Source organism: Jiella sp. M17.18 (genome assembly GCF_041027365.1).
Lineage (GTDB): Bacteria > Pseudomonadota > Alphaproteobacteria > Rhizobiales > Rhizobiaceae > VKMB-3413.
In genome coordinates, this window is record NZ_JBFTEH010000003.1 from 375,179 (window position 1) to 391,317 (window position 16,139).

The window sequence follows — 16,139 nt, forward strand, 5'->3', positions numbered from 1 at the left end:
GGCGTCAGGCGTGCTGGAGGCAGCCGCCGGCAAAGGTCTGGTAGGGCCAGAACACCGACACCGAGGCGCCGGGCCCGTCCTCGCGGTTGGAAAAGACGATGGTCGCGCCGGAGCGCTCGAGCAGGGTCTTGGCGATGAAGACACCCAGGCCGAGGCCGCCGCCCGCCCGCTCCTGGCCGTCGGGGTCGCGCTCGGACATATACGGGTCGCCGATCCGCGCCAGGATCTCCGGCGAAAAGCCGGGGCCGTCGTCGAGGATGCGGATGTGCACCGTCTCGGCGCTCCAGCCGGCCCGCAGGATGACCGCCCCGCGCGCGAAATCGACGGCGTTCTCGACGATGTTGCCGAGGCCGTAGACGATGCCGGCATTGCGGCAGGAGACCGGCTCCGGACCATTGCGCTCGACCACCTCGACCTGAACCGAAACGCCGAAATTGCGGTGCGGCTCGGCGACCTCGTCGATCAGCGACATCAGCGGCAGTTGGGCGAGATAGACTTCGCTGGAGGAGGAGAGCGAACTCAGCCGCCGAAGGATCGCCCGGCAGCGTTCCGACTGAGCCATCAGGAGCTCGACGTCCTCGCGCATCGCGCTGTCGCCCGGGATGGCGCGGTTCATCTCCTTGGCGACGAGGGCGATGGTGGAGAGCGGCGTGCCGAGTTCGTGCGCGGCAGCGGCTGCCAGGCCGTCGAGGGCCGAGAGATGCTGCTCGCGCTGCAGCACGAGTTCGGTGGCGCTCAGCGCGTCGGCGAGCGCCCGGGCCTCCGCCGCGACGCGGTAGATGTAGATCGCCGAGAACACCAGCGTCGTCACGATCGCGAACCACAGGCCCCCGACATAGCTCGTCGGCATGGAGAACGGCACGCCCGCGGGCCAGGGCAGCGGCATGTGGACGAAGACGAGCAGCGTCGTCGACAGGACGGCGAGGACGCTGAGCGCCACCACGGTCAGCGGCGGCTGCGTCGCCGAGGCGATGATCGCCGGCACCACCAGGAAGACCATGAACGGGTTGTCAACGCCGCCGGTCAGGTACATCAGCCCCGAGGGCTGGAGGATGTCGAAGGTGAGGACGGCTGCGGCGATCGTCGGCGACAGCCGGTGGCTCGCCGGAAACTGCGTCGCGAGATAGGTGTTGAGCGCGACCGAGAGGGCGATCAGCCCGAGGCACGCCCAGATCGGAAACGGCCACCACAGCCCCCAGGCGACGAAGACGCAGGCTGCCGTCTGCCCCGCGACCGACAGCCAGCGCAGCCGCACCAGCGTCGCGAGCCGCAGGCGCTGGCTGTCGCGCATCATCGTCACGAAGGCCGGAAGCCGAAGATTTAAGCCGCTGCGCGTCGCCTGGTCCATGGGACGCACACTTAGCCGGGATGCCGTGGGCGGGGAAGGAGGCGCGGCGGGGCGGGCGAAAGGCCGCACGGTCGCGACGCCTGGGCCGGGCGGGATCGACCGTTCACCTGGCCGGAGACGCCGCAGCAGGGAGGTCCACCTCCGGCGCGGCACCGGCTTTGACGCGTTAAACATTTGGAACGAGCGCAAATCGGGTGTAAAGCGGGGCCGACCGTTACCGTAACGAAGAGTACGCCATGCCCGCCTATCGCTCCCGCACGACCACCCATGGCCGCAACATGGCCGGCGCGCGCGGCCTGTGGCGCGCCACAGGCATGAAGGACGGCGACTTCGGCAAGCCGATCATCGCCGTCGTCAACTCCTTCACCCAGTTCGTGCCGGGCCACGTGCATCTGAAGGATCTCGGCCAGCTGGTCGCGCGCGAGATCGAGCAGGCCGGCGGCGTCGCCAAGGAGTTCAACACCATCGCCGTCGACGACGGCATCGCCATGGGCCATGACGGCATGCTCTATTCGCTGCCGTCCCGCGAACTCATCGCCGATAGCGTCGAATACATGGTCAACGCTCATTGCGCCGACGCCATGGTCTGCATCTCCAACTGCGACAAGATCACGCCGGGCATGCTGATGGCGGCGCTGCGCCTCAACATCCCCGTCGTCTTCGTCTCCGGCGGGCCGATGGAGGCCGGCAAGGTGGTCCTCTCGACCGGCGAGAAGAAGGCGCTGGACCTCGTCGACGCCATGGTCGCGGCCGCCGACGATCGTGTCTCGGAAGAAGACGTGCAGGTGATCGAGCGCTCCGCCTGCCCGACCTGCGGTTCGTGCTCGGGCATGTTCACCGCGAATTCGATGAACTGCCTGACCGAGGCGCTCGGCCTGTCGCTGCCCGGCAACGGCTCGACGCTCGCCACCCACGCCGACCGCCGCCGCCTCTTCGTCGAGGCCGGCCACCTGATCGTCGATCTCGCCCGCCGCTACTACGAGCAGGACGACGCGAGCGTGCTGCCGCGCTCGATCGCGGGCTTCACCTCGTTCGAAAACGCCATGACGCTCGACATCGCCATGGGCGGCTCGACCAACACCGTCCTGCATCTCCTCGCCGCGGCGCATGAGGGCGGCGTCGACTTCACCATGAGCGACATCGACCGGCTGTCGCGCCGCGTGCCGGTGCTCTGCAAGGTCGCGCCGGCCGTCGGCAACGTCCACATGGAGGACGTCCACCGCGCCGGCGGCATCATGGCGATCCTCGGCGAGCTCGACCGCGCCGGCCTGATCGACACCTCGGTCGGCTGCGTCCATGCCGAGACCATGGCCGACGCGCTCGACCGCTGGGACGTGATGCGCACGTCGAGCACCACCGTCCACGACTTCTACCGCGCCGCGCCCGGCGGCGTGCCGACGCAGGTCGCGTTCAGCCAGGAGCGGCGCTGGGACGAACTCGACCTCGACCGCGAGGCCGGCGCGATCCGCAACGCGGAGCATGCCTTCTCCAAGGATGGCGGCCTCGCCGTGCTCTACGGCAATCTGGCGGAAGAGGGCTGCATCGTGAAGACCGCCGGCGTCGACGCCTCGATCCTCACCTTCTCCGGCCCCGCCCGGATCTTCGAGAGCCAGGACGCCTCGGTGAAGGCGATCCTGTCGAACGAGGTGAAGCCGGGCGACATCGTCCTCATCCGCTACGAGGGCCCGCGCGGCGGCCCCGGCATGCAGGAGATGCTCTATCCGACGAGCTATCTGAAGTCGAAGGGGCTCGGAAAGGCCTGCGCGCTCGTCACCGACGGCCGCTTCTCCGGCGGCTCCTCCGGCCTGTCGATCGGCCATGTCTCGCCGGAAGCGGCGGAAGGCGGCACGATCGGGCTTGTGCGGGAAGGCGACACGATCGAGATCGACATCCCGAACCGCAAGATCCACCTCGCCGTCGACGACGCCGAGATCGCCCGCCGCCGCGAGGCGCAGGACGAGGCGGGCTGGCATCCGGCCGAGCCGCGCAAGCGCCAGGTGACGACTGCGCTGAAGGCCTATGCCGCGCTCACCACCAGCGCCGCCAAGGGCGCCGTGCGGATGGTGAACTGACCGCCGCCCCGATCGGTCGATCCAGAATGCAAAAGGCGCCGCCCGCAATACTCGGGCGGCGCCTTTCTTTTCTCCGGTGGCCGGCCGCGTCGGGCGCGGCCGGCGGAGCGGGCGAGGGTCAGCCCGACGTGCCGGCGGGCTTGGCCGCCGAGGCGGCGTCGTTCGCCTGCTTCAGCTGCAGCGCGTCGCGGATCGTGTAGAACAGATCCGTCTGGTCGGTGAGGCCGACGACGTTCGCCGCGCCCGGGCCATAGGCCGCGATGCGCAGCTGCGCGCCGGTATGCTCCTGCGAGTCGCCTTCCGGATTGCCATAGCTGACCGCCATCACCGCGCCGTCCTTGGTCATCAGCGCCTCGGTGAGGCCCGGCGCCTTGTCGTCGGTCGGGATGATCTGGCTGGAATGGGCGTGGTCGGCGGTGACGATCACCAGCGTGTTGCCGTCCGCCCTGGCGAACTCCAGCGCCTTCTGCACCGCCTCGTCGAGATCGACGGTCTCGCCGATCTGGGCGCAGGGGTTGGCGGCGTGGTCCTGCTTGTCGATCGATGCGCCCTCGACCTGCAGGAAGAAGCCCTTCTCGTTCACCTTCAGGAGGTCGATCGCCTTCTCGGTCATCGCGGCGAGCGTCGGCACGCTGTCCGCGCGCTCGGCGTTCGGCTGGCAGGTCACCGGCTCCTTGTCGAGGCTGCCGTGATAGGAGGCCTTCGGACCGCTCCAGCGCACCGGCATGTTGCCCTGCGCGAAGAGGCCGATCAGCGGCTTGTCCTGGTTCGCCGTCTCGACCTTCGCCAGCGCGCCGGCGTTGCCGACGATGGTGAAGCCGCGGGCCTCGGCCTGCTGGCGCAGCGTCTTGTCCTTGTACTCGCCGGCCTTCGCCGTCTCGTCGAAGGTCTTGGCGCCGCCGCCGAGGAGGACGTCCGAACGGGTCTGAAGCATCTGTTCGGTGATCGAGCCCTTGCCGCCGTTCTCCAGCGCGTTCGACGGGCACTTCTCGCTCGTCGCTTCGGGGCCGTAGCACTTGCGGCCGGTCACATGCGCGACGAGCACCGCCGGTGTCGCGTCCTGCAGCTCGGCCGTCGAGACGTCGCCAGTCGCAAGGCCCGAAGCCTTGGCGAGTTCGAGCAGGGTCGCGTGCGGCTCGCCCTTCACGTCGACGCCGATCGCGCCGTTATAGGTCTTCACGCCCGACGCCCAGCCCGTGCCCGAGGCGGCGGAATCGGTGACGTAGTCCGGCTTGCCGGTCTTCTTGTCGAGCGAATAGTGGGTGTACTGCCCGGTCAGCGGCAGCGCGTCGATGCCCTTGAAGAAGCCGCCGGCGCCTTCGGCATAGTTGCGGGCGATGGTGATCTCGGAATCGCCCATGCCGTCGCCGATCAAGAGGATGACGTTCTTCGCCGGGCCGTCGATGATCGCCTTGCGCAGGTCGGCGGTAACGTCGCCGCTCATGCGGCGGGCGCCGGCCGCCTGCGTCAGGTCGCCGGCCGCCTGACGCGTCAGGAGCGTCTCCGGCGTCCCGGCATCCTGCGCGCCGGCCGGAACGCTCAGTCCCGCCAGCATCGATGTCGTCAGAAGGGCGGCGAGGCCCCTCGCAATGGTCTTGCCCATGTTGAAACCCTCATCGTTGTCGCATCCGCTCCTCATGGCGCGGGGCAAATCCTTCTCCACGGGTTCCACAATCCTTTTATGACAATTCGGTAAGGTTGCGCCGATTTGACCGCGGCGGGCGCCGCCGCCGCGGTCGGGTGCACAGGCAGGAGAAGCGAGCGATCCGGTGCGAATCGCCTCCCGTGGGAGTAGTGTCGGCCCATGCAGGCGAACATCCTTTCGATCCCGCCGGGGCGGCCCTTCCTGAAGACCCTGGCGGAGAGCCTCTTCACCGGCCGGATCGTGCCGTCCTTCCGCTACGAGGGCGATCCGCTGGCGCTCGCCGACGTCACGCTCTACGTGCCGACGCGGCGTGCGGCGCGGGGCCTCGCCTCCGCCTTCACCGAGCTTCTCGGCGGCCGCTCGGCCATCCTGCCGGCCATCCGGCCGCTCGGCGAGACCGACGATTCCGCTCTGCTTTCGCCGGGAGAGGTGCAGCCGAGCCTGGCACCGACGATCGGCGAACTGGAACGGCAGCTGCACCTCGCGCGCCTCGCCCGCGAGTGGCGGTTCATGGTGCGCAAGGCCGAGGCCGAGGCGCTGATCGGCGGGGAGGCGGTGCTGCCGGCCTCCGCCGCGGATGCGCTCTGGCTCGCCGGCGATCTCGGCCGGCTGCTCGACGAGATCGAGACCGAGGGCACCTCCTTCGCCGCGATCGCCGGCCTCGCGCCGGACGATCTCGCGCACTGGTGGCAGCTGACGCTGACCTTCCTGAAGATCGTCACCGAGCAATGGCCGGCGATCCTGACGGCGCGCGGCGTCGTCGGCGAGGCGGAGGCCCGAAACGCTTGGCTCGCCGGCGAAGCCGAGCGACTGCGCTCCGGCAGGCGGAAGGGTCCGGTCATCCTAGCCGGCTCCACCGCGACGGCGCCGGCGACGCTCGAGCTGATGCATACGATCGCGTATCTCGACGACGGCGCGCTCGTGCTGCCGGGCCTTGACCGGCATCTCGAGCCCGAAGCCTTCGCCAAAATCGACCGGGAGCGCTCCATCGCCGCGCCCGGTCACCCGCAATACGGGCTGAAGCGCATCCTGACCCGCTTTCAGCGCGGGCCGGAGACCGTGGAGCATCTCGGCGACCCCGAGGAGGGCGCGCTCGCCGCCCGCGAGGCGTTCCTCTCCGACGCGCTGCGCCCGGCCGAGACCACCGACGCCTGGGGTGCGTCGCAGCGCCGGCATCCGCCGGAAGCGCTGGACGGGCTGGCGCTGATCGAGGCGGCGGACGACCGCGAGGAGGCGCTCGCCGTCGCCTGCGCCATGCGCGCGGCCCTTTCGGACCCCGGCCGCACTGCGGCGCTCATCACGCCGGACCGCAATCTCGCCCGCCGGGTGGTGTCCGAGCTCGAACGCTTCGGCATCGGGGCGAACGATTCCGCCGGTCGGCCGCTCGGCGCCACCGCCCCGGGCACGCTGATGGCGACGGCGATCAAGGTGGCGCTGGAGCCGGGCGATCCGATCGCGCTGGTCTCGCTCCTCAAGCATCCGCTGACGCGGCTCGGCCTCGGCGCAGGCGAAGCGCGCCGGGCGGCGCGGGCGATCGAGATGGTGGCGCTGCGCGGCTCCGTCGGGGTGGCGGACGGCGCTGATATGGCCGGCATCTTTGCCCGTCGGCGCAAGGCGATCGACGCCGGCGAGCGCGTCGCGCGGCCGGTCAGGAACCTGCCGGAAGCCGAGCGCGACCTCGGCCAGCTGATGGCCGAGGCGCTGGAACGGGCGCTGGCGCCGCTGACACGGTTGCGGCCGGAGGGGCCGTCCGGCGACCGGCGCGGCGGCGGAGGCGATGGGTTAGCTGCCGGCCGAGAGGAGGCTTCGGGAGAGGTGGCAGGCGAGGGCCCCAGCGAAGCAAGCGGTGCGGGCGCCGCGGAAGCTGCCGATGCGGCGCGCGCGTCCGTCGATCTGCGATCGGCCGGCTCGGGGCCATTCGGCGAGCGCGAGATCGCCGACTATGCCGTCGCACTGACGCAGGTGCTGGAAGCGCTGGCGGCGGACGAGACGGGCGACGCCGAGAACCTCTATGCCGAGGAAGCCGGCAAGGCGCTGGCGAGTTTCCTCTCGGATCTCGTCCAGGCGCCGCAGACCGGGTTTGCCTTCGCGCCGCGCGAGTTCGGCGATGTCGTCGAGGCGCTCGTCGCCGGCGTCACCGTTCAGCCGCGCGCCGGCCTGTCGGCCCGCGCCTTCGTCTGGGGCGCGCTGGAGGCGCGGCTGCAGAGCGTCGACACGGCGATCCTCGCCGGGCTGAACGAGGGCGTCTGGCCCGGCGGCGCGAAGAGCGGCGCGTTCCTGTCGCGGCTGATGCGGCGCGAGATCGCGCTCGACCCGCCGGAGCGCCGCATCGGGCTCGCCGCCCACGATTTCTGGATGGCGACGGGTGCGCCCCATGTCGTCCTGTCCCGCTCCCGCCGCTCCGGCGGGTCGCCGACGATCGCCTCACGCTGGCTGCAGCGGCTGACGACGCTGGCGCGGCGCGACGGCACGGCGCGGCTCGTCGCCAATGGTGCGGTCTATCTCGATGCCGCCCGGGCGCTCGACCGGGTGGAGCCGCAGCCGCGAGCGGCCCGCCCGCAGCCGCGCCCGCCGGTCGAGCGCCGCCCGACGCATTATTCCGTCACCGAGGTCGAGACGCTGATCCGCGACCCCTATGCGATCCACGCGCGCCGGATCCTCAAGCTGGAGCCGCTGCCCGAGCTGATGCGCGACCCGCACGCCGCCGAGCGCGGCAGCCTGTTCCACGACGTGCTCGGCACCTTCGTGAAGCAGGGGCACGACCCGGTGGCCGGGGGCGCGCTGGAGACGATCCTTGCCATCGCGCGGGACAAATTCGCGGCGGAGAACCTGCCGCCCGACATCGCGGCGATCTGGTGGCCGCGCATGGAGGCCCTGGCGCAGAACTATCTGGACTGGGAGGCCGAGCGGCACGACCGCGTCGCCCTGCGGCATGCCGAGATCGCCGGGCACCACGACTTCGCCGAACTCGCCACGACGCTCACCGGCCGCGCCGACCGGATCGACGTCCTCACGGACGGCCGGGTCGAGATCCTCGACTACAAGACCGGCGCCCAGCCTTCGCTGTCGCAGGCCCGGGCGCTGCTCGCGCCGCAGCTGCCGCTGGAGGGTGCGATGGTCAAGCTCGGCGCCTTCGCCGACGTCGCGCCGGCAAGCGAAAAGTCAGCCGGCAAAGCATGGGAGATCGCCGACCTCGTCTATGTCCGCCTGCGCGAGCGCACGCTCTATGAGGACCGCTTCGCCTCCGCCGGCGGGCGCTCCGGCGAGTCGGTCGATCCGGATGCGCTGAGCGAGGAGGCGCTGAAGAAGTTCCGCGGTCTCGTCGCGACCTATCGGCAGGAGCAGGCGGCCTTCGTCTCGCGCACGCGGCCGTTTCTCGCCGGCGACTTCTCCGGCGACTATGACCATCTGGCGCGGGCCGAGGAATGGTCGGTCGGCGCCGACGAGACCTCCGGCGGAGAGGGAGCGGCCTGATGAGAGACATCGCCTTCACCGGCATCGCCGAGACGGCGCGGCGCCAGCAGATCGCCGCCGATCCGAACCTCTCCGTCTTCGTCTCGGCCAATGCGGGATCCGGCAAGACGCACGTCCTGACCGAGCGCGTCGTGCGGCTGCTGCTTGCCGGCAACGAGCCGTCGAAGATCCTCTGCCTCACCTATACGAAGGCCGCCGCCGCCGAGATGTCCGGCCGCGTGTTCTCGCGGCTGTCGCGCTGGGCGACGGCGCCGGACGAGGTGCTCTCCGGCGAGATCGCGGCGCTCGACGGGCGGGAGCCCTCGGCCGAGCGCCTCGCCGAGGCGCGGCGGCTGTTCGCCGAGGCGGTCGAGACGCCGGGCGGGCTGAAAATCCAGACCATCCACGCCTTCTGCGAGGCGATCCTCCACCAGTTTCCGCTGGAGGCGAACGTCCCCGGCCATTTCGAGGTGCTGGACGATACCGAGAGCGCGGCGCTGCTCTTGGAGGCGCGCCGGCGGCTGATCACCTCGGCGAGCCGGGCCGAGCATTCCTCGCTCGAGGAGCGGCTGCTCGCCGAATCCTTCTCCTCCGTCCTGGCGCTCGCCGGCGAATTCGGCCTCGACCAGCTCCTGTCGGAGATCGTCGCCAAGCGCGACGCCATCCGCCGGCACATCGACGAGGCCGGCGGCCTCGGCCCGGCGATCGCGCTGCTGCGCCGGGCGCTGCGGCTCGAAGAGGGCGAGGACGAGGCGGCGATCCTCGCCGAGGCGCGCGACGCGCCGGGCTTCGACGACGCGTTCTGCCAAGACGTTCTGCAGGCCGCCGAGGCGAGCGACAAGAAGACCGACCAGACGCTGGTCGAGCGGCTGAAGGCGCTGACGGGAGCCGTCAACGACGCCGTCGCGCACGAGGCGATGCGCTCGCTCTGCCTCACGCAGAAGGGCGCGCCCTACAAGGCGAAGAGCGTCGCGACCAAGGCCGTGACCGACCGCTTTTCCGACTTCGAGGAGCGGCTGGGGGCCTTCGCCGCGCACGTCCTCGCCGTCGACGAGCGGCTCTCCTCGCTGCAGCTCTTCCGGGCGAGCGCCGGCGCCCTCGCCATCGCCGACACGCTGGAGCACGACTACGCCGCCCTGAAGCGCCGCCGCGGCCGGCTCGACTTCGAGGACCTGATCGTCAAGACCGCCGACCTTTTGACGCGCGCGGAGGCCTCGGCCTGGGTGCACTTCAAGCTCGACCAGGGCATCGACCACGTGCTGATCGACGAGGCGCAGGACACCAGCCCCCGCCAGTGGCAGGTGATGCGCCAGCTGACCGCCGAGTTCTTCGCCGGTGCCACCGCCCGCAACGTCTCGCGCACGGTCTTCGCGGTCGGCGACGAGAAGCAGTCGATCTATTCCTTCCAGGGTGCCTCGCCGACGATGTTCGCCGAGGAACGGGCGGCGATGCAAAAGCGCGCGGAGGCCGCGCGCGTGCCCTTCGAGGCGATCGCCCTCAACCAGTCCTTCCGCACCGCCGGCGACGTCCTCGCCGCGGTCGACGAGGTCTTCGCCGATGCCGAGAACCGCCGCGGCCTGACCTTCACTGGCGAGGCGCCGTCGCACCAGACGGCGCGGGGCGAGGCGCCGGGCCTCGTCGAGGTCTGGCCGCCCTTCGCCGCCGAGGCGAGCCCGCAATCGCGCGACTGGCTGCAGGCGATCGACTACGAGCCGGAGAACTCGCCGGCCAACCGGCTCGCGCGCCGCATCGCCGAGACCATCGCCGGCTGGATCGGCGATCCGATCGCGCACAAGGGCCGGATCCGGCCGCTGACGCCCGGCGACGTGATCGTGCTGGTGCGCAAGCGCTCCGGCTTCGTCGCCGCGATGGCCAAGGCATTGCGCGATGCGGGCATTCCCGTTGCCGGCGCCGACCGCCTCGTCATCACCGACCATATCGCGGTGAAGGACCTGATGGCGCTCGGCCGCACGGTTGCGAATTTCGACGACGACCTGTCGCTCGCCGAAGCGCTGAAGTCGCCCTTCTTCGACTTTTCCGACGACGAGCTGATGGGCCTCGCCCTCTCGCGCGAGCATCACGAGCCGCTGTCGCTGGGCCTGAGGCGCCTCACCGGCGCGGAGGGCCTCGCGCGGCTGCCCGACTTCGTCCCGGACGCGACCGCCGAGGCCTTCATCGCGAAGTGTGGCGCGGCGCTGGAGCGGCTGGAGACCCTGCGCGACCGTGCCGGCTTCGAGACGATCTTCGCCTTCTTCGCCCGCATTCTTGGCCCCGAGGGCGGGCGCGCGAAGCTGACCGCCCGGCTCGGCGCGGACGCCGGCGAGGTGATCGACGCCTTCCTCGACCTCGCGCTCGCCGAGGAGGAGGCCGGCGAGCCGGGGCTCGACGCATTCCTGTCGCGGCTCGTCGCGGCGCCGCCGACGATCAAGCGCGAGATGGAGCAGGGTCGCGGCGAGGTGCGGATCATGACGGCGCATGCCTCCAAGGGGCTGGAGGCGCCGGTGGTCTTTCTGGTCGATCCGGGCTCGGCGCCCTTCCACGCCGCCCACGGGGCGAAGCTGATGGCATGGCCGGACATGCCCGGTCTCGCCCCCGGCCAGGCGCCCGGCTTCCTCTGGCGGGGCGCCAAGGCGCTGGAGAACGACGTCGTCGCCGCGCTGAAGGAGGCCGAGAAGCAGCGGGCCGAGGAGGAATACCGCCGGCTCCTCTATGTCGGCATGACCCGCGCGGCCGACCGGCTGGTCGTCTGCGGCCTCGCCGGCTGGCGCGGACCGAACGAGACAGCCTGGCTGCAGCGCGTCCAGGCTGCGCTGGCGGGTCACGAGAAATGCCGCACGATCGAAGCCGAGGACGGCAGCGTCGCGGCCTGGCGGTTCGGCGCGCTTCCCGCGGCGGACAAGCTGGCGCCCGCCGAAGCCGCGCCCGCCGAGCGGGCGACGCTCGACCTGTCCCCGCTGCCCCGCGAGATCCTGCCGCCGCGCCCGCTCTCGCCCTCCGCCGCCGGGGCCGTCGCCGATGTCGTGCCGGAGGAGGGGGAGCCGGCCGAGTCCTCCGAAGCCAAGACCTTCGTCTCGCCGGTCCTCTCCGGCAGCGTCGCCGAGCCGTCCTTGGCGATCCGGCGCGGCATCCTGGTGCACCGGCTGCTGCAGGTCCTGCCCGAGCGCGACCCGGCCGAGCGGGAGGCGATCGCCGCCCGCTATGTCGCGGCGCAGGGTGCGGTGTTTTCGGAAACCGAGCAGGCGCGGCTGGTCGCCTCCGTCCTCGCCGTCATGGCGGAGCCCGACTTCGCGCCGATCTTCACGCCGCAGAGCCGGGCTGAGGTCTCCGTCGCCGGCGACGTGCGCTTCGGCGGCCAGACCTTCCGCGTCAGCGGCACGGTCGACCGGCTGGCGGTGACGGAAACGCAGGTGCTGATCGTCGACTACAAGACCAACCGGCCGCCGCCGCGCTCGCTGGAAGACGTGCCGCAGGCCTATGTCACGCAGCTGGCGCTCTACCGGGCGCTGCTGCAGCCGCTCTATCCGGACAAGGCGGTCGGCGCGGCGCTGCTGTTCACCGAGGCGCCGCGGCTGATCGCGCTGCCGGCGGAGCGGCTGGACGCGGCGCTGGCGCGCAAGGCCCCGGCGGACGGCAAAGGGAGCGGCCATGGCGAGGGCATCGTCGCCGCCGAAGGAACGGAGCGTTGAGCCGGCGCCGCCTTCGCTTGATTTGGCCCGCCCCGGCGTCTACCTCTAGCGTCAACGAACAATCGGGAGCCGAGTGATGGCCACGAAGAAAGTCGATTCCAGCAACTTCCAGTCCGACGTCCTGCAGAGCGACAAGCCGGTCGTCGTCGACTTCTGGGCCGAGTGGTGCGGCCCCTGCAAGATGATCGGCCCGAGCCTCGAAGAGATCTCCAACGAGATGGACAATGTCGAGATCGTCAAGCTGAACATCGACGAGAACCCGGATCTCGCCGCCCAGTTCGGCGTGCGCTCGATTCCGACGCTTTTGATGTTCAAGAACGGCGAGCCCGCCGCCATCCAGGTCGGCGCGCAGTCGAAGTCGAAGCTCGTCGACTGGATCAAAGGCGCAGCGTAACCGTCGCGGCACGGCGGCGGCTGCGGCCCCCGTCAGTTACAGACTGGGCGAGGCCCGGGTGGAAACGCCCGGGCTTTCTTGCGTGAATTCGCTGCGGTACCGGGCGAGTGGCGAGACCGGGACCGTCCGGAACGGGTGGAGAGTGGAAGGGCCGCTTTTGGATATACAACCTTGATAAAGAGACATCATTCGAACCTGTCTACTGCTCCAGCCAGGCCGTAGCCTTCGAGCATGCTCGCTGATGGCCGCTTCGTCGCCCCCAGACTATCCCACACCAGCCTTCGCATTCGCCGGTCACGACCGTAGCGACTGCATCCCCCGCTCAAGCAATTCGCGCATGAAACGCTGGTATTTCATGCCGCGCCGGGCGGCCTCGCTCTTAATCTGGTCGAGCTGGCGTTCGGGCATCCGCATGGTGACGCGCGCGGCTTTCTCGTCGAACTCGTAATGGACCGGTTCTGCCGCGCTCCAATCGTATTCGGACAGGTCGGCCGTAGCCACGAACGCTTCAGCCGCTTCATCGGTCGGAAGGCTGGGCCAGGGCTTTTTCGGCTCGCTCATAACTTTCGATCTCCTTGCCATGCATGTAGCGGGCGCTGACCGGACGCAGGTACAGGCGGCCGTCCTTGGTCCGGTGGGTGAAGACGACGAAGACCGCCCGCCCGTCCGGCAGGATCTTAGCGGTCCGGTAGCGCTCCTCTTCAGGGAAAGGATCGGGAATGCGGATCGTCATCGTCCGCAGAACGGTCTCGATCTCTTCTCGGCTGACACCGTGCTTTCCGCACTTCGGCCAGTTCCCGGCGTCCCACTGGATGCCTGCAACCTTCATGTTGGAGGATATGCACATTTGTATGCACAAATTCAAGACAAGCCGTCAGCATACCGTTGCTGACCAGATCGATCGGTCGTAAACGGCGCGAGGCGAGACTGCCCTACCGCTCCCTCACGGCACGATCGAGTCCACCACGCCGCCGTCGACCCTCAGCGCCGCGCCGGTCGTGGCGGAGGCCTTCATCGAACAGGCATCGACGATCATGTTGGCGACCTCCTCGACGCTCGCCGGGCGCTGCAGGATCGAGCTCGGGCGCTGCGACTTGACTAAGGCGACGCCCGCCGCCTCGATCGACAGGCCCTGTTCCTCGGCCATCTCCTTCAGCATCTCGCCGACGCCCTCGGACATGGTCGGGCCGGGAAGGACGGAATTGACGGTCACGCCGGTGCCGGCCGCCATCTTGGCGAGGCCGCGCGAGAGCGCGAGCATCGCGGTCTTGGTGAAGCCGTAGTGGATCATGTCGGCGGGGATGTTCAGCGCCGATTCCGACGAGATGAACACGACGCGGCCCCAGGTCGGAAGGAATGCCTGAGACGTCCGCGCCGGACGAGCGGGGCAGCGCGAGGACGTCCGGGGCGGACGATCGAAGGTGCCGGGATCGTGCGCCGGGAGCGCCGACCGTTCATGCACCCACCGTTGTAAGGCCCCGGGCAACACGGTAACCTTCGCGCGCCATGCGGGGCCACTGATGATGAATATGGAAGACCTCTACCGTCTCTTGCGCGCCGGCCACGTCCAGGCCCAGGGCATCGTCGACACCGTTCCCGATCCCCTGCTCGTGCTGGACCGCAGCCTCTGCGTTCAGGGCGCCAGCCGTTCCTTCTTCGAGACGTTCAAGGTCGACCGTTTCGAGACCATCGGGCAGCCGCTCTACAGCTTGGGCAACGGCCAGTGGGACATTCCGGATCTGCGGCGGCTGCTCGAGGAGGTGATCCCCAACTCCAGCGCCGTCATCGACTACAAGGTCGAGCACGAATTTCCGGAGCTCGGCGCAAGGACGATGCTGCTGAGCGCCCGCACGCTGCATCATCCCGATGGCGGCAGCCATTCGCTTCTCCTTTCCATCGTGGACGCCACCGACCGCTATCGCCGCGATGCCGCAAGGGACATGCTGTTCGACGAACTCCGGCATCGGATGAAGAACCTTCTCAGCGTCGCGCGATCCATCGCCCAGCACACGGCGACGGAGGGACGCTCGGCCGAGGAGTATCGCGACGATTTCCTGGGGCGGTTCGGTGCCTTGGCGCATGCGCAGGACCTTGCCTTCTCCGACCTGGAAGAGACCAAGCTGAAAGCCTTGGCCGAGCGGATCTTCGCTCCCTACATGGCCGCCCCGGACGCCGTCCTGCTCGAGCCGGGCGCGCCGGTGGAGCTGGACTCGCGGACGATCATGTCCGTCAGCCTGATCCTGCACGAACTTGCGACCAACGCCGCCAAATATGGCGCGCTGTCGAAGTCCGGGGGGCAGGTGCGGGTTCGATGGGACGTCGAGGGCGATGACTGCCAGCTCCGGATCCACTGGCTGGAGAGCGGCGGCCCGCCGGTGAGCCCGCCCGGCAGGACGGGGTTCGGCACCCGGCTGATCGAATCCACCGCGACCTACAGCCTCGGCGGCAAGGCGAAGCTGGAATACGCGCCAGGGGGCCTGGAGGCCGAGATCACCGTTCCGCTCGTGGCGCCGCCTCTTTCGGATTGAAGGCGGGGCGGGTCGAGAGGATCCGCCACCGCACGCCGACCGGCGCCGGGCGCTTTCTCCCGGCCCAGGAGGCGGCGCCCCGGCGAAGCCGCGCGAGACCCGGCGCTACCCGCAGGAGCCCTTCGCCCGATCCCTCACGGCACGATCGAGTCCACCACGCCGCCGTCGACCCGCAGCGCCGCGCCGGTCGTGGCGGAGGCCTCCATCGAACAGGCATAGACGATCATGTTGGCGACCTCCTCGACGCTGGCCGGGCGCTGCAGGATCGAGCTCGGGCGCTGCGACTTGACGAAGGCGACGCCCGCCGCGTCGATCGACAGGCCCTGTTCCTCGGCCATCTCCTTCAGCATCTCGCCGACGCCCTCGGACATGGTCGGGCCGGGCAGGACGGAATTGACCGTCACGCCGGTGCCCGCCGCCATCTTGGCGAGGCCGCGCGAGAGCGCGAGCATCGCGGTCTTGGTGAAGCCGTAGTGGATCATGTCGGCGGGGATGTTCAGCGCCGATTCCGACGAGATGAACACGACGCGGCCCCAGCCGCGCTCCATCATCCCCTTCATGTAGGCGCGCGACAGCCGCACGCCGGACATCACGTTCAGCTGGAAGCAGCGCTCCCAGGTCGCGTCCTCGATCTCGAAGAAGGGCTTCGGGCCGAAGATGCCGACATTGTTGACGAGGATGTCGGCGTTCGGCAGTGCACCGGAGAGCCTGGCGCAGCCCTCGGCGGTCGACAGGTCGGACGGAATGCCCGCGACGTCCGCGCCGGGCACGGCCTCCAGCAGCATGCGCACGGCGCCCTCGACCCGGTCCTCCTCCCGGCCGTTGAGGATGACCGCCGCCCCCGCCCGCGCGAGGCCGATGGCCGCCGCCAGCCCGATGCCGCCGGTCGAACCGGTCACCACCGCCGTCTTGTCCTTCAGGTCGATCCGCATCCTCTGGCCCTTTCGCGTTGCTGGGACGTGCATCGGCAGCGTTCTGCTCCCGCCGCGCCCGGTCGTCGCGGCAGAACCTAG

General features: G+C 70.0%; 11 protein-coding genes. 5 read left to right on the forward strand and 6 right to left on the reverse strand.

Annotation, left to right across the window (positions count from 1 at the left end):
• Nucleotides 1-4 precede the first annotated feature (4 nt).
• Complete coding sequence (locus AB5S17_RS08205; protein ID WP_369238058.1) at nucleotides 5-1,348, reverse strand: ActS/PrrB/RegB family redox-sensitive histidine kinase; 1,344 nt, start codon at nucleotides 1,346-1,348, stop codon at nucleotides 5-7.
• A gap of 236 nt (nucleotides 1,349-1,584) precedes the next feature.
• Here AB5S17_RS08205 and ilvD point away from each other — a divergent pair, with 236 nt between their 5' ends.
• Nucleotides 1,585-3,420, forward strand: coding sequence for a dihydroxy-acid dehydratase (gene ilvD, locus AB5S17_RS08210; RefSeq protein ID WP_369238060.1), 1,836 nt, complete (start codon nucleotides 1,585-1,587; stop codon nucleotides 3,418-3,420).
• A 118-nt stretch (nucleotides 3,421-3,538) separates the two neighbouring features.
• Here the strand turns inward: ilvD and phoA are convergent, their stop codons facing one another.
• Complete coding sequence (gene phoA / locus AB5S17_RS08215) at nucleotides 3,539-5,023, reverse strand: alkaline phosphatase (protein WP_369238062.1); 1,485 nt, start codon at nucleotides 5,021-5,023, stop codon at nucleotides 3,539-3,541.
• Nucleotides 5,024-5,224: 201 nt separating this feature from the next.
• Here phoA and addB point away from each other — a divergent pair, with 201 nt between their 5' ends.
• The 3 genes from addB to trxA all read left to right on the forward strand — a co-directional run bounded on the left by addB (nucleotide 5,225) and on the right by trxA (nucleotide 12,598).
• On the forward strand, nucleotides 5,225-8,539 hold the full coding sequence (gene addB, locus AB5S17_RS08220) for a double-strand break repair protein AddB (protein ID WP_369238064.1): 3,315 nt from the start codon (nucleotides 5,225-5,227) through the stop codon (nucleotides 8,537-8,539).
• A complete protein-coding gene (addA, locus tag AB5S17_RS08225) occupies nucleotides 8,539-12,204 on the forward strand; it encodes a double-strand break repair helicase AddA (RefSeq protein WP_369238066.1) in 3,666 nt (1,221 codons plus the stop codon). The genes addB and addA overlap by 1 nt, the downstream gene beginning before the upstream one ends.
• A 76-nt stretch (nucleotides 12,205-12,280) precedes the next feature.
• Nucleotides 12,281-12,598, forward strand: coding sequence for a thioredoxin (gene trxA / locus AB5S17_RS08230; protein ID WP_369238068.1), 318 nt, complete (start codon nucleotides 12,281-12,283; stop codon nucleotides 12,596-12,598).
• A gap of 294 nt (nucleotides 12,599-12,892) precedes the next feature.
• On the opposite strand, the gene AB5S17_RS08235 is transcribed toward trxA, so the two are convergent.
• The 3 genes from AB5S17_RS08235 to AB5S17_RS08245 form a co-directional block, all read right to left on the reverse strand.
• Nucleotides 12,893-13,159 carry a CopG family antitoxin gene (locus AB5S17_RS08235; protein WP_369238070.1) on the reverse strand — a complete coding sequence of 89 codons (267 nt, stop codon included), beginning with the start codon at nucleotides 13,157-13,159 and terminating at the stop codon, nucleotides 12,893-12,895.
• Entirely contained in the window at nucleotides 13,116-13,427 is a 312-nt protein-coding gene (locus AB5S17_RS08240; RefSeq protein ID WP_369238072.1) for a BrnT family toxin, read from the reverse strand. Before AB5S17_RS08240 ends, AB5S17_RS08235 begins: the two co-directional genes overlap by 44 nt.
• A gap of 114 nt (nucleotides 13,428-13,541) precedes the next feature.
• Complete coding sequence (locus AB5S17_RS08245) at nucleotides 13,542-14,087, reverse strand: SDR family NAD(P)-dependent oxidoreductase (protein ID WP_369238074.1); 546 nt, start codon at nucleotides 14,085-14,087, stop codon at nucleotides 13,542-13,544.
• 34 nt (nucleotides 14,088-14,121) lie between these two features.
• Between AB5S17_RS08245 and AB5S17_RS08250 the strand changes: the two genes are divergently transcribed.
• On the forward strand, nucleotides 14,122-15,126 hold the full coding sequence (locus AB5S17_RS08250) for an HWE histidine kinase domain-containing protein (protein WP_369238346.1): 1,005 nt from the start codon (nucleotides 14,122-14,124) through the stop codon (nucleotides 15,124-15,126).
• A 134-nt stretch (nucleotides 15,127-15,260) separates the two neighbouring features.
• Here the strand turns inward: AB5S17_RS08250 and AB5S17_RS08255 are convergent, their stop codons facing one another.
• Nucleotides 15,261-16,058 carry an SDR family NAD(P)-dependent oxidoreductase gene (locus AB5S17_RS08255; RefSeq protein ID WP_369238076.1) on the reverse strand — a complete coding sequence of 266 codons (798 nt, stop codon included), beginning with the start codon at nucleotides 16,056-16,058 and terminating at the stop codon, nucleotides 15,261-15,263.
• Between the last annotated feature and the right edge of the window lie 81 nt (nucleotides 16,059-16,139).